10 protein-coding genes and 1 pseudogene are annotated in these 13,192 nt (G+C 43.7%); 8 read left to right on the forward strand and 3 right to left on the reverse strand.

Annotation, left to right across the window (positions count from 1 at the left end; genetic code table 11):
* The first annotated feature begins 45 nt into the window (after nucleotides 1-45).
* The 8 genes and pseudogenes from SPIGRAPES_RS01100 (at nucleotide 46) to SPIGRAPES_RS17550 (ending at nucleotide 8,054) form a co-directional block, all read left to right on the forward strand.
* Nucleotides 46-780 carry a sulfite exporter TauE/SafE family protein gene (locus tag SPIGRAPES_RS01100; protein WP_014268935.1) on the forward strand — a complete coding sequence of 245 codons (735 nt, stop codon included), beginning with the start codon at nucleotides 46-48 and terminating at the stop codon, nucleotides 778-780.
* A gap of 486 nt (nucleotides 781-1,266) precedes the next feature.
* Complete coding sequence (locus SPIGRAPES_RS01105) at nucleotides 1,267-2,352, forward strand: radical SAM/SPASM domain-containing protein (RefSeq protein ID WP_014268936.1); 1,086 nt, start codon at nucleotides 1,267-1,269, stop codon at nucleotides 2,350-2,352.
* 347 nt (nucleotides 2,353-2,699) lie between these two features.
* Entirely contained in the window at nucleotides 2,700-2,954 is a 255-nt protein-coding gene (locus SPIGRAPES_RS01110) for a hypothetical protein (RefSeq protein WP_014268937.1), read from the forward strand.
* Between the two features lie 36 nt (nucleotides 2,955-2,990).
* A complete protein-coding gene (locus SPIGRAPES_RS01115; RefSeq protein WP_014268938.1) occupies nucleotides 2,991-3,377 on the forward strand; it encodes an FMN-binding protein in 387 nt (128 codons plus the stop codon).
* 264 nt (nucleotides 3,378-3,641) lie between these two features.
* Nucleotides 3,642-4,400 carry a carboxypeptidase-like regulatory domain-containing protein gene (locus SPIGRAPES_RS16385; protein ID WP_014268939.1) on the forward strand — a complete coding sequence of 253 codons (759 nt, stop codon included), beginning with the start codon at nucleotides 3,642-3,644 and terminating at the stop codon, nucleotides 4,398-4,400.
* Between the two features lie 254 nt (nucleotides 4,401-4,654).
* A complete protein-coding gene (locus SPIGRAPES_RS01125; protein WP_041384363.1) occupies nucleotides 4,655-5,470 on the forward strand; it encodes an HNH endonuclease in 816 nt (271 codons plus the stop codon).
* 141 nt (nucleotides 5,471-5,611) lie between these two features.
* Complete coding sequence (locus SPIGRAPES_RS16765; protein WP_014268941.1) at nucleotides 5,612-6,178, forward strand: MazG-like family protein; 567 nt, start codon at nucleotides 5,612-5,614, stop codon at nucleotides 6,176-6,178.
* Between the two features lie 833 nt (nucleotides 6,179-7,011).
* Nucleotides 7,012-8,054: pseudogene (locus SPIGRAPES_RS17550) on the forward strand (DNA/RNA helicase domain-containing protein).
* Nucleotides 8,055-8,127: 73 nt separating this feature from the next.
* Here SPIGRAPES_RS17550 and SPIGRAPES_RS01140 read toward each other — a convergent pair.
* The 3 genes from SPIGRAPES_RS01140 to SPIGRAPES_RS01150 form a co-directional block, all read right to left on the reverse strand.
* A complete protein-coding gene (locus tag SPIGRAPES_RS01140) occupies nucleotides 8,128-9,276 on the reverse strand; it encodes an MFS transporter (RefSeq protein WP_014268943.1) in 1,149 nt (382 codons plus the stop codon).
* 330 nt (nucleotides 9,277-9,606) lie between these two features.
* On the reverse strand, nucleotides 9,607-10,176 hold the full coding sequence (locus SPIGRAPES_RS01145; protein WP_215904762.1) for an HD domain-containing protein: 570 nt from the start codon (nucleotides 10,174-10,176) through the stop codon (nucleotides 9,607-9,609).
* 502 nt (nucleotides 10,177-10,678) lie between these two features.
* Complete coding sequence (locus SPIGRAPES_RS01150; protein WP_014268945.1) at nucleotides 10,679-13,033, reverse strand: glycoside hydrolase family 3 N-terminal domain-containing protein; 2,355 nt, start codon at nucleotides 13,031-13,033, stop codon at nucleotides 10,679-10,681.
* Between the last annotated feature and the right edge of the window lie 159 nt (nucleotides 13,034-13,192).

Consider the following 13,192-nt stretch of genomic DNA (forward strand, 5'->3'; position numbering starts at 1 on the left):
TCCTCTTCGGTTTTCAACCATGCTGTTTCAAAGGTTGGAAGTTATATGGACTGGTTGCTAGTCATTGCGGTGTTTTGTGCTTTTTTTGTAAAAGGGTTGGTAGGTTTTGCAAATACGTTGGTCTTCACGAGCATCCTGAGTTTCGGTACCAGTAATTTGAACATTTCACCTTTGGAATTGCTTCTGAATTATCCGGCTAATTTTTATATTTCCTGGAAGGAACGCGCTTTCATTTCCTGGAAGTACTGTTTACCTATTTCCTTACTGGTCCTCTTGGGGATCCTCCCTGGGGTCTTTCTGTTGAAAATGGGCAAGGTCGAGGTTATCAAGATTGTGTTCGGGTTTGTTGTTGTTTTTTTGGGTCTTGATATGTTTCTTCAGGGGAGAAGGGAAACCGATACAAAACCGAATAGAATATTTTTGGCTATCGTAGGACTCCTTTCCGGCTTGCTCTGCGGTCTTTTTGGCATAGGGGCCCTGCTCTCTGCATATATTGGCCGAACTACTGATTCTACAAAATCTTTCAAAGGAAATCTCTGTGTGGTATTTTTCATTGAGAACACCTTCCGTATCATTATGTACTCTGTAACTGGAATCCTGACATTTTCAACATTGAAACTCGCAATCTTACTCTATCCTGTTATGTTTCTCTCTTTGTTCGCAGGGATGAAGGCAAGCGACCTGTTCAATGAGCAAACCGTGAAGAAAACAATATATGTGATGCTCATTCTCTCAGGATTGTCGTTGGTGCTTACCAATGTGGTAACGCTGTTTCGATAAAACAATTGTTTTTGGAAATATCTGCCAATCCGTAACGATTGAGTCTTGAAGGTTTCAAGCTAACGCATTACAACACAACAGAGTTGGTTGCTTGCACTGGGCCAAGACCTGCAAACCTATCGGGACGATTGCCAGAGAAGCAAGAACGAATTTTTTTTGAGATTAAAAAATATGATGGTCACGTATGACAAGATCTGACCATATTTACTATCGATAAGGCTGAAGAATGAGATCTTCTTATGTGTTTTTACAGTAAGGGCAAGGGGATACATGCTGGAAATTTTGTGCATACGATTGAAAAGTATTATCGAAGCACATAGGATTCGAAAATCATGTATCCTTGTCTGTCTGCAATGAAAAACGTATCAACTTGGTTGCCCATAGGATGGCATCGCGTTGGCTATATGGTCCTGGTCCTGTTTTTTCTGAGTAAAACAGCGTTATACTAACGATATAGTGTTTTTTGAAGGTATAGCAGGAGGGGAAATGAATCTGCCAGAATATCTCAATAATTCAATTAATTTGATTATTCGTGAAGCCCTGCATGCTTCGTTGTCCAATGCAAAGGAAACCCGGTTTCTTGTACGTTCTGCATTAGCGCAGAAGCGAGCTGCAAAGAAACGGATCCAAGCAGACCTTGGGGGAAAACCAATCCCCCCGTTCTTGATCGCGAGCATAGCAACAAGCTGCAATCTCCATTGTAAAGGTTGTTATGCCCGCGTTAATCAAGTCTGTTCAGACAGTGGAAAGCTCATGGAATTAAGTGCCGAACGATGGGGAGAGCTCTTCAAAGAAGCTGAGGAGCTCGGGGTATCCTTTATCTTGCTAGCCGGTGGAGAACCCCTTACGAGGTCCGAGGTACTGACGCAGGCCGCAAAGGTAAAAAATATAGTTTTCCCGGTGTTTACCAACGGTACGATGCTTTCTGGCAAGATGCTCGATTTGTTTGATCTCCATCGGAATCTTGTTCCGGTGGTCAGCCTTGAAGGGGAGCGTGGATTGACTGATGAAAGAAGAGGTGAGGGCATCTACACTATATTGTCCCAGGCTATGAAGGAAATGGAAAAGCGAGGTGTCTTTTTTGGTGTCTCGATAACGGTTACAAAGCGAAACCTCGATTTAGTAGCTTCGGATAGTTTTATCGGCGATCTTTGGGAAAAGGGCTGCCGGCTGGTATTTTTTATAGAATATGTTCCTGTCGATGGAGTCACTGACCTTGCCCCAGAAGAGGCGGAACGTCAGATTCTTACCCTTCGGCAGAAGATTCTGAGAACGTGTTATCCTGGAATGATTCTCCTCTCGTTTCCCGGGGATGAGAAACATATGGGAGGTTGTCTGGCCTCTGGCCGGGGTTTTTTCCATATCAACCCGTACGGAGGGGCGGAGCCTTGTCCGTTTTCTCCTTATTCCGATACCAGTCTCAAGGTTGGAAGCATACAACAGGCCCTGAATTCACCGTTTTTCAAAAGTATCCGGGAACGTGGTTTGGAGTCACTGGACCATGAGGGTGGCTGTGTGTTGTTTGAAAAGAGATCCGAGATAGAAAGTATCTTGAAAGCAATACAAGGGTAGGTACTGGATGTGAATCAAATTTTGGGGAAAAAAAGAAGAAAAAAGGGGTAGGTCAACAGGTTCAAAGGCATGATATTTTTCTGAGAACTCGAACGCAAGCTAGGTGCGAGAGCTGAGTAGGGCCGCTATTTCCATTGAATCTCAGCTAACAGTACTATTTCCCCCAATTGAGGTAGTCATGCCTGTGCTACTTTTGTGATGCTTGTGTCAAAAGCTGATCAACTCGAAGAAAGGACACAATTCAGGGAAAGGAAGAAGGCTACCCTTGACAAAAGGTAATATATTACATATAAAGGTAATGTATTACCTAATAAGGTAAGAGAAAGTTCTGCCAAGGAGATTAGCATATGGAAATTTCTAGATTTGAATATGGCTATTACCGGGAAAGTAGGATGCAGAATTATCACCTGGAAGGATTCTGCAAGCGTGAAGGCGTAGATAAAGACTATCTTAGCTGTCAGGTCGAAAGGTACCATCGTAAAAATGGCTTATGCCGAATTATAAACCTGTTGGTCAGCAAATTCTCCGTATCAAACAAGACAGTCAAAACAGATTCTCTGCAGCCTGACACTGATGGAACCTATCTGAAGAAGATAGTGTAGTGGATTTTGCAAAAGAAAAATGAAGGGGAAAAATACATGATAAAAAAATTACAGGTATTGGTTGGTATCCTGCTCTTGCTTTCCTTGGGGAGCTCCTGTGCGCTTTTTACCCTGACAAGGGGACTTGAGGAGGCTCTTGCAGTAGAGGTCAATGATGTAGATCTTTCTGTAGTGGAAGATAATGTGTACAAGGGGAGCTATGATTTCGAACGCTGGGCGAATACCTTGTCGGTTACCGTGGCAGATCATAGGATTACAACCATTGCCATTATCAAGGATGTCAAATATGCAAAGCAAGAAGTCTCTGATGCTATATTTTCAAAGGTTATCGAAGCACAAAGCCTCCAAGTCGATGCTATTAGTGGTTCTACGGTAACGTCCAAAGCGTATTTGAAATCGATAGAGAATGCATTGAGCGATTAGTAGGTTTCAATACCGCGTATATTCTTGTTTTCCCAAGCAATGCATAAACACCCCTGTTCCTTCTGTGTCTGTTAGAAAGGAGCAGGGGCTTTTTTGCCTGATTTAAAAAAAAGTTACAAATAGAGCATATGTAGATATTTACAAGTTTATACTCTAATGGTAATGTTAATGTATACAAAAAAGTGTACTAAAAGAGTATGGGAGGGCGATACGGATGTCAGGGCATTATCCCTGAAAAAAACGAAACCTTATCGGAGGTGTAGAATGAAACGGATTATTCGTATTCTGGTTTGCACTCTTTTATTGGCATCCTTGCTTGCTTCCTGTGAAATGGCCGTGAATCTTCAAGAATCAAATGGTAGGGTGACCGGGATTGTCCAAGATTCTACCAATACCACAGGGGTAGAAGGGGTCTTGGTCTCGGTTTCAGGTTTGGATATAACTACGACTACAGACGCTACTGGGTATTTTACCATTTCATTGCCTTCTGGAACGCATATACTGCATTTTACAAAAATCGGTTTTACGTTTACTGAGGTTTCCGTCACGATAGCGTCCGGAAATACAGTTGATATCGGCTCTGATGGCGAGGATGTGGTTGCCTATACACCCCTTTCAGCTGGACAAATCAGAATTGTTCTGACCTGGGGCGAAAACCCTGCAGACCTTGATTCCCATCTGTATATCCCTGGAATTGATCAAGAAATATATTATGCGGACAAAGTTGCCACCGATGATTCTGCTAACCTGGATTGGGATGACACCACAAGCTATGGCCCGGAAACAATAACCATTACTACCCAGTTGTCAGGTACCTATTATTATTCCATATATCATTTCTCAGGATATGGAAATCTGGGGACTTCCTCAGCAGTGGTGAAGGTATATGATGATACTGGTCTGATAAGAACCTTTACTGCAGCAACGGCAACTGGCGATGGGACAAAGATTTGGTGGAGGGTTTTTTCCTTGGATGGTTCAGTGATGACAGCACAAAACAGCTTCAGTGATACCGGTTGGTAGCACTGGGTGAATATAGATTGCTCTGTTCTCTAGGTGGGAGGCTGCAGGAAACCAACCCTGCAGCCTTTTCTCTGGTAAACTGGGCTTTGGATTTCCAATTAACCTGTGACAAGGATATCCTCACATACAAAAATACGTGCCATTGTTGATTGCCCTGGATGGATAATTCCGGGTTTCACTCTGTCCGATGCAATTATTTCCCCTGGTTAAGCAACGTATTTTGTGCTACCCTGGAGCAGAGAAGGATGAGTGGTATGGGTAGGAATCCTGACTGGACGGAAGAAGAGACGATACTTGCACTGTATCTGTATTATAAACTACCTTCTGCAAAACATGATTCCTCAAATAGTGAAGTTATTGAATTGGCACACCAGTTACATCGGAGTCCTAATGCGGTTTCTTTGAAACTGGGTAACCTGAAGGCAAATGATTCTTCTTCAAGCGGGAAAGGTCTGAAAAACTGCAGTCACTGGGACAGGGAGTTGCCTCCTTTGTATCTTGGAGATCCCTATGCATTATTTGCCCGACGTGATGCCATCCTTGTAAGCAAGTACGGTCAAAAGGCAGAACAAAGCGAAACCTCCTATTTTTTACCTGCTGTTGAAGAAGAACAGATATTCGAAGATGTCGATTTCAGCGAAGAAAACAAAACGGCTATAAAACATATTCGTCTGAAGCAATATGCCTTTCGGCAGGCCTTGCTTCTTGGCTATAGGGGGCGTTGCTGTCTTTCCGGGATAGGGACATCGGATTTGTTGATTGCAAGCCATATCATTCCATGGAGTGAGGATACAATGCATCGTGGAGATCCTCGAAACGGTCTGTTACTGAATGCGTTGTTGGATAAAGCGTTTGACAATGGGTATTTTACGATCATCCCGGACTCCTATGAAGTACGTATCTCCAATAGGATTGAAGATGAAGCTTCAAGGCAATACCTGCAGAAATATGCCGGTAAGGCAATTCTGTTGCCTGGTAATCGGGAGCGATGGCCAAAGAAGGATTTTCTCGCATTTCATAACGAGGTTGTTTTTGAGAGATTCAAAGGGCAAGGGCCAACATATACCTGAGGTTTCCCCTGAGAATTCCATTTCGCATCCAGTGTCTTGTAAAAACCTGGTTCAGAAAGCCTGTTTTGAGGTTTTTTTCTGTTACAGAGCTAATAAAATGGGTATACTGATACCCATAGTTATGAATCATAAGGCTGAGATATGGAATCGATACAACAGAGAATAAAGAATGTACGAGAAGAAAATCATCTTTCGCTTGCAGCATTTGCCAAAAGTCTAGAACTGCCGGAATCAGTATACAGTCAGATAGAAATGGGTTTGCTCATACCTTCCTATTCCTTGATGATGACTATAAGCAGTATCTATGCTGTTTCTGTGCAATGGTTGTATGATGGTATCAACAAAGAACTGCCCGATGGTAATACTGGTCTTAGCCCCGCTTTGATTGGTAAAATACTGAAATTCCGTGACGATAGGGATTGGAAACAGTTCCATAATCCCAAGGACCTTGCAATCTCCATCAGCCTTGAGGCTGCAGAGTTGCTTGAATGCTTTCAATGGTCTTCCTCTGATACTCAGGTAGTTGAAAAAAAGCAGGCAATGCGGGAAGAATTGGCAGATGTCCTTATCTATTGTGTCATGATGGCCGATGCCCTGCATGCTGATATCACATCCTTGGTACTGGAAAAATTGCATAAGAATGGTACTAAATACAAGGTTGAGCAAGCGTACGGAAATTCCAAGAAATATTCGGAATTGGAGCAGTAATGATTCTGTATCAAAACGATGCAATCGGGTTTCGCAAAGCAGTTGACCGTAATACCCTCGTTGGGGAGATAGAACATGCCTATGTAACGCAGATGGGTCGTGCCGTCGGCCAAAGCGAGAAGCATTCCTGGAATAATTCCCTTCGGTTTATGGAGACAGCGGTCAGAAATGCATCGGTTCCTGATGACTGTGGCGTTTTGATCGAGTATAACATCCCTTCTTCGTTGAAGCGAATTGACTTTATCATATCTGGCCATGATGAGCGTGGTGAAGAGAATTTTGTCATAGTCGAGCTCAAACAATGGGAAAAGGCATGCCTCACCGGTAAAGAAGACTTGGTTGCAACGCACCTGAACGGGGCAATGCGTGAAACCACCCATCCTTCCTACCAGGCGTATTCATACAAACGGTATCTTTCAGATATGAATGAAGCAATCTATAGTAAGGATTTACATCCTTTTTCCTGTGCCTATCTCCACAATTATATTCCAAGTTCCCCAGAGCCTTTATTGGACCGGCAATTTGAAACAACTATTCAAAAATCACCGATTTTCTTTTCCCCTGATGTCGAGAAATTAGAAGCTTTCATAAAACGGTATGTGGGAAAAGGGAAGGGGATGGATATCCTCTATGAAATAGAACATGGGAAAATTCGTCCTTCGAGAAAGTTCGTTGATTCAATCAGTGAGATGTTTGAGGGCAATGAGGTTTTTACTTTGCTTGATGAACAGCGGGTTGCCTATTCGAATATTATAAAATATGCGGGTGAAGCTAAAAAGAAGACCACTCTCATTGTCAATGGGGGGCCGGGTACAGGAAAATCAGTGGTTGCCATGCATGCGTTTGTGGCATTGCTCAAACAGGGAAATAATATCAGGTTTGTAGCCCCGAATGCCTCATTCAAGGAAGCTATGGTGGCCATGCTTTCCTCCAATCATAAACATGCGAAAAAAAGACTGAACGCCTTGTTCTCAGGATCAATGGTATATGTTGATGCTTCTTTGGACCAATTTGATGTGTTGCTTGTCGATGAAGCCCATAGGTTGAAAGGAAAGGGCACCTATATGTATAGGGGAATAAGCCAGATCGAAGATATCATCAAAGCCTCAAAGGTGAATGTTTTCTTCATTGATGACTTGCAACGGATCAGACCCGATGATGAAGGGTCGAGGCAGAAAATCAAGACAATTGCAAAGCAGTTTGGTTCGGAAATTGTCGAGGTGCAATTGTTAGCCCAATTCCGTTGTTCCGGGGCTGAAGGGTTTTTACGATGGATTGACCATAATCTGCAGATTGAAGAGACTGCGAACTTTCTCGATTGGGATAACGATTCTTTCCAGTTCAGGATTTTCGATGACCCCCTGCAATTGGCAGAAAAGATAACACAACTGCAGGACAAGGGTCTGAAGGCCAGGCTATTGGCCGGCTATGCCTGGCCATGGACTTCTGCAAACAATACCAATGACGATGCCCAGGTTTGTGACGTCTCCATGAGTGAATGGAATTTTGCCCTGCCCTGGAATAGCCGCAAAGACCCGTATAACTGGGCAGTCGAGGATTCCAAAAAAAACCAGATAGGGTGTGCCATACGTGCCAGGGGTTGGAGTTTGATTACGTAGGTGTCATCATTGGCAATGATTTGCAATACAATGTGCAAACGGGGAAAATCGAGGCAAGCTATCAAAACTATTATGACACTACAGGTAAAAAAGGGTTGAAACAGAATACTGAGGAACTGACAGCCTTGATTAAAAACATCTACCGGGTTTTACTCTCCAGGGGTATGAAAGGCTGTTTCGTTTTCTGTAGGGATCAAAATTTGAAAGAATATCTTCAAAACAGGCTGTCACTCAGATGTGAAGGTACTAAAGAGTAGCCAGCTGTTCCCGTATATAATCCTTCTGTAACCAAAAGCTCTTTTTTGGTTATCCTATTTGATAATCCTGTATTCAATGTCTCTTGATAAACGCTGCAGGTATGGTTGCAAGAATGGCAAAGAAAGCACAGGCAATAAACACAAAAGAAATACCATAGAATGAAGAGATGGTGCCCAGCAATAAGGGGGCAATCGTAGCAGCAATACTGACTACAAAGGAATGTATCCCAAAGGCCTTTTCATATCCTTCACTCTCGCAAACTGAATTGGCAAGCATAGTGCTCGTGATGGGGGCAGTACCTTTGGTCAATCCACCGAGAATAAAGGCAAACAAGAGAACAAAAGGAATGGATTTTGCCAACGTCAAGGCAATCAAGAACAAAGCCATGGCCAATTCACAGATTATGAAGGTCCTTTTCTGTCCAAATGAATCAACAACACGCCCCAAAAGTGATTTACCTAGGAGGTTACCGATAAAAAATACACTGGTAAACAATCCAATGAAAGAAGCCGGAATACCATTTCCAGCAAAAAGGAACGGAAGGAATAAAAACAAAGAAGAACTGGCCAGAGCATCGATTACACTACAACTGCAAGCTTTCAAGAATTCTTTATTCTTGAAGTATTGTAGGGAATACGGAGTCTTACTGTCCTTTTTTACAGCAACTGCTTCCTTGTTTCTGTGATTGATACTGGTATAAAAGACTGCAAACAGGAGAAAGGGGATACAACCAAAGATAACTGCTGTCTTTTTCCAACCGATGAATACGATGATAAACGTAACAGCAGAAGAGATACCTACCCGGCCAAGGTCACCGATAGCCATGAAAGATCCCATTTTTCTTCCTAATCCGGTGGTTTTGGAATGTTCTTTGACAATGGATGAGAAAGCAACAGGATGAAAAACCCCAAAACCAATACCTGCAAAAATGAAAGCCAGGAGTAAAAGCATAAGGCCATTGGAACTTGCAACGATAAAGAAACTGCCCCCGTAGAATAACAAACAGGCCAACAATACCTTCATCATTCCAAATCGTTTTGCTACATAAACAGAAGGAAGTGCCAGAACAATACCTGAAGCGTTGAGTATAGAGCCCAATAAACCGACAGCATACATCGAGAGCCCTATATCTTTCTGGATAAAGGGTAAAAACAACGGCAATGTTGCAAGGTACCCATCATTGAGAAAATGGAATAAAGAGAGTAACAAACCATTGTTCATAGTAGGTAATTACCCGATGGTATAGAGACCGGTTGAGGGAAGGCAACCGGTTCACGCTTCATAGCATGCCCGAAACAAGTATCTGAGGGTGCTTGTTCTGTGTCGCACGGTTTTATGATAGAAATTGAAAGAGAATTTCTTTTTTTGGGCAGACTAGGCATAAAATTAATCCTACTTTTAGCTTCATAGTAGCATTTACCTAAGAGGAAGCGAACGGGAAAATTTTCCTATTATTGCAATGGTATTGATTGAAGCCTAAGAAAATGCCAAAAAATAAAGACATACAGGTATGTATGCCAATTACTAATTCCTTGCTATGGAATATCCCTGTCAGGCCTTGCGTCCCCTATTATGGGAAAGGTATTCATGGATCGCTGCAATCTTGTCACTGATGGACACCACAAAGCTCTCCTTGTACCGGGGGATAGGCCTCGTCTTGGGGAACATATGCTTCACGATGATGTCAGCCTCCAGATCACTTACCTCGAAGTATTTTTGGGCATTTTCCAAGGCAATATAAGGGTGTTCTTTGCCGTGCAGGGATTTACTGATGTCGTTTGCTTTCCGTTCTCTCCAGTCATATAAAAAGAAATCATGCAGAAGACCACCTCTGGCAGCAGCTTTATAATCCAAGCCGAGAACCCTTGCAATAGAGTAGGAGATATAGGCGACGCGAACTACATGGTCGTAGATATGGTTGGAATGATGGAAATACCCCTTGAGTTTGTTAAATTCCGTATGGGAGAGAATATCGCCGGTGAGATTGAAAAACTCTCTGCGGTGCGGCCGCGCAATAGAAGAAAAAGGGCCAAGCAGAAATATGCCAATATGAAGGCAAGATAGCGAAGCCAGCAAGAACAAGAAAAGGGTTGTTTCAGAATAAAGTGGATAATTCTTCACAAAGACCTGTGAGATCATAGAGAAGGCAAACAAGAGGGAAGGTATAGTAACCAGCAACCGTAGCAGCCAAAGATTACCGAAATAAGAATTTTTGCTACTATTTGTTGTTGTCAGAATCTTGTCTCCCCTTGAAATAATTAGGTCAACAGTAGCCTCTAGGGAAAAGTGGGTCAAGTGGTTGACCCTGTTTTATAAAAAAATCTTATGGTTTTAAAACTAGCTAATTTTATATACCAATAGTATTAGACAGATGTCCAATGAGCTACATGCAGTGCTTCTTGGAGTACTCAGATAGCCTTCGATCATAAAAAACAAGGTTTGTCATTTATGTTTCGATACATGCCGTTTGGATTGCCTTTCAAAACCCTCCCTACATTCCAGTCAGCTGATAGCAGTACCTATGTTTTCTGCCGCAGTCTGGTAGGGAGGTCATAAAGCAGGCCCCCCTTGAAGCCAATGGAGGTAATCATTGGCTTCAAGGGAGACCTTTCAAATCTGTCTTTTATAACCGCTTGACCAAAATCGGGGTTTTAAACTTCCAATCCTTTTCCAACGTGCGAACTGTTCCTGTGACAAAAATCTCCTGTCTCCAGACAATTTCCTCACAAGATTTCCCGATCATGATTTCAAATGTTCCCGGTTCTACAATTCTCTGTATGCCATCGACAACAAAGGAAAGCATATCGGAAGGCAAAACAAAGGTAACCTCGCTCTTTTCTCCCGGTTGCAAGGAAATCCTGGCAAATCCTTTCAGTTCCTTTACTGGGCGGACGATTGAAGCAACGGCATCGTGTATATATAGTTGCACGATTTCGTCTCCTGCAACCATACCGGTATTTGCAATGGTTGCAGAAATCCTCACTTCCCCCTGCGTGGTAATCTCCTGTCTGTCAACCATGCAATTCTCATAAGAGAACTGTGTATAGCTCAACCCGAACCCGAACGGAAAGAGGGCACCGTATTCCCGTTGCCGGGGAAACCCGCCAGCTTTTGGGGTATGGTTGTAGGCATACGGTAGACTACCTGCACAACGGGGAAATGAAAGGGGAGTCTTTCCGCTAGGATTTGCTTTTGCGAACAGTACGTTGGCAATAGCTTCTCCTCCACCTTCACCGCAAAGCCATGTTGCCAGAATTGATGAGGCCTTCTCGTTTGCAAACTGCAAATCGTACGGACGTCCGCTGACCAGCACCACGACAACCGGTTTCCCTGTTTCCAGGATTGCCTCAAGCAATTGTTGCTGAACCCCGGGAAGCGTAAGGGAAGAAACATCACTGCCTTCCCCGACCGTTCCTGTCTGGAAGAGTCCGACCATATCGCCAACTACCAATACTACGGTATCGGCCTGCAAGGCAACCTCAACCGCTTTTTCGATACGACTGGTATTTGTGCTGAGTTCAGCTTTGGGTTTTGAATCATCCTCAATGACATCGCCAGGGAAAAATACTGCCCGTTCAATTTTGTTTTCATAGAGCATGCAACCGGGTTCGTAGAGAATAGTTGCTTCAGGGGCAGCTTCTTCAATTGCCGATTTAATGGTCTTCGCATTTTTAGGAATGGTATTTTCCGACCCCTTGGAACCCTGCAGGTGAATGGGGGCTGAATACCCATTGTACATGGCTTTCGGATGATTGGCCAAAGGTCCTATAACTGCAATCTTTCCTTTTGGATGGAGAGGAAGCAAACCGTCATTCTTGAGAAGCACCAACGATTTTGTTGCGGCTTCGACTGCAAGGCTATGGCTTTCCTTGCTATTGAGAAGAATACCTTCGCTATCGATATAGGGGTTTTCGAAGAGACCAAGACGGAATTTTTCATGTAAAACCCTTAGTACGGCAGCATCGAGATCCTCGATTGCAAGATAGCCCTTATTGACCGCCTGGACCAAACCTTGCTTGAAGGTCGTGCCACTTGGAAGTTCCAGATCCATGCCTGCCTGGACAGCCATGGCAGCAGCCTGGGCAAGGTCGGCAGCTACCTTATGGTCATTGAGAAGCTGGGCAGGGGCCTCATAGTCAGCAACCACGATTCCTTTGAAGCCCCATTGTTTTCTCAATATATCAGATAACAAGTGATGGGAGGAAGAACACGGTTGTCCGTCGATATCATGATAAGCGGGCATAACCGAGCCAGCGTTTGCCCCTTTCACTACCATTTCAAAAGGTAAGGCAAACGTATTCAAAAGTTCCCTTTCTCCCATATGGACAGGGGCATGGTTACGCCCCCCTTCACTAAAAGAATGGCCTAGAAAGTGTTTCAACGTAGCAATAGGGCTGCAATCTGTCCCTTGCAGACCATTGACATAGGCGATGCCCATATTGCCTACAAGGTAAGGGTCTTCCCCAAAAGTCTCTTCAGTTCGTCCCCAGCGTGCATCCCTGGCAACATCGAGAACCGGGGCAAGTCCTTGGTGGACACCCAAAGAAGAGAGCTCTTTTCCTATGGCTCTCCCGATTCTCTCCATCAAATCGATATCCCAGGTCGATGCGGTGTTGAGACTCGCGGGAAAAATAGTTGAACCAACTACCATCGCTCCGGTCAAGCATTCCTCATGCAACATTGCAGGGATGCCGAGACGGGTATTTTGAACCAGGTATCGTTGTATTTCATTGATACCTTTTGCGATGGAACGAGGATTTTTGGCCTGTGTTCCATAGGGACGGGTAATCTGACCTATTCCTATGCCTAGCACCGATTCTTTCAGTTGTTGGGGTCTTGTATCGGAAAAGGAAGTTTCCTTGACGGAAAATGTTCCATCTTCATTTATTTCCAACCAGGCAGAACTAAGTTGCGCTGCCTTTTCTTCCAATGTCATCTTTCTGACGAGTTCTGAGGCCCGTTCCTGTATAGTTTGCATAGAGCCAACTCCCCTCATGAATATCTAAGCGAACGATTATGTACCTGGTTTATTACATTTCCATTCAAGGATATTTGCACCGGGTACTACCAAGGCTGCAAACAAGCATGCCCCATCGAGATGGTAGCTTTTCCTCGCTATCTTCTCTTTGTTATGGAT

Origin of the sequence: Sphaerochaeta pleomorpha str. Grapes (assembly GCF_000236685.1) — a bacterium.
In the GTDB taxonomy this organism is placed as follows: domain Bacteria; phylum Spirochaetota; class Spirochaetia; order Sphaerochaetales; family Sphaerochaetaceae; genus Sphaerochaeta; species Sphaerochaeta pleomorpha.

Coding starts and splice junctions, on each gene's coding strand:
- SPIGRAPES_RS01105 (WP_014268936.1), top strand. CDS start 1,267: ATGAATCTGCCAGAATATCTCAATAATTCAATTAATTTGATTATTCGT.
- SPIGRAPES_RS01140 (WP_014268943.1), bottom strand. CDS start 9,276: ATGAACAATGGTTTGTTACTCTCTTTATTCCATTTTCTCAATGATGGG.
- SPIGRAPES_RS16385 (WP_014268939.1), top strand. CDS start 3,642: ATGAAACGGATTATTCGTATTCTGGTTTGCACTCTTTTATTGGCATCC.
- SPIGRAPES_RS01125 (WP_041384363.1), top strand. CDS start 4,655: ATGGGTAGGAATCCTGACTGGACGGAAGAAGAGACGATACTTGCACTG.
- SPIGRAPES_RS01150 (WP_014268945.1), bottom strand. CDS start 13,033: ATGCAAACTATACAGGAACGGGCCTCAGAACTCGTCAGAAAGATGACA.
- SPIGRAPES_RS01115 (WP_014268938.1), top strand. CDS start 2,991: ATGATAAAAAAATTACAGGTATTGGTTGGTATCCTGCTCTTGCTTTCC.
- SPIGRAPES_RS01100 (WP_014268935.1), top strand. CDS start 46: ATGGACTGGTTGCTAGTCATTGCGGTGTTTTGTGCTTTTTTTGTAAAA.
- SPIGRAPES_RS16765 (WP_014268941.1), top strand. CDS start 5,612: ATGGAATCGATACAACAGAGAATAAAGAATGTACGAGAAGAAAATCAT.
- SPIGRAPES_RS01110 (WP_014268937.1), top strand. CDS start 2,700: ATGGAAATTTCTAGATTTGAATATGGCTATTACCGGGAAAGTAGGATG.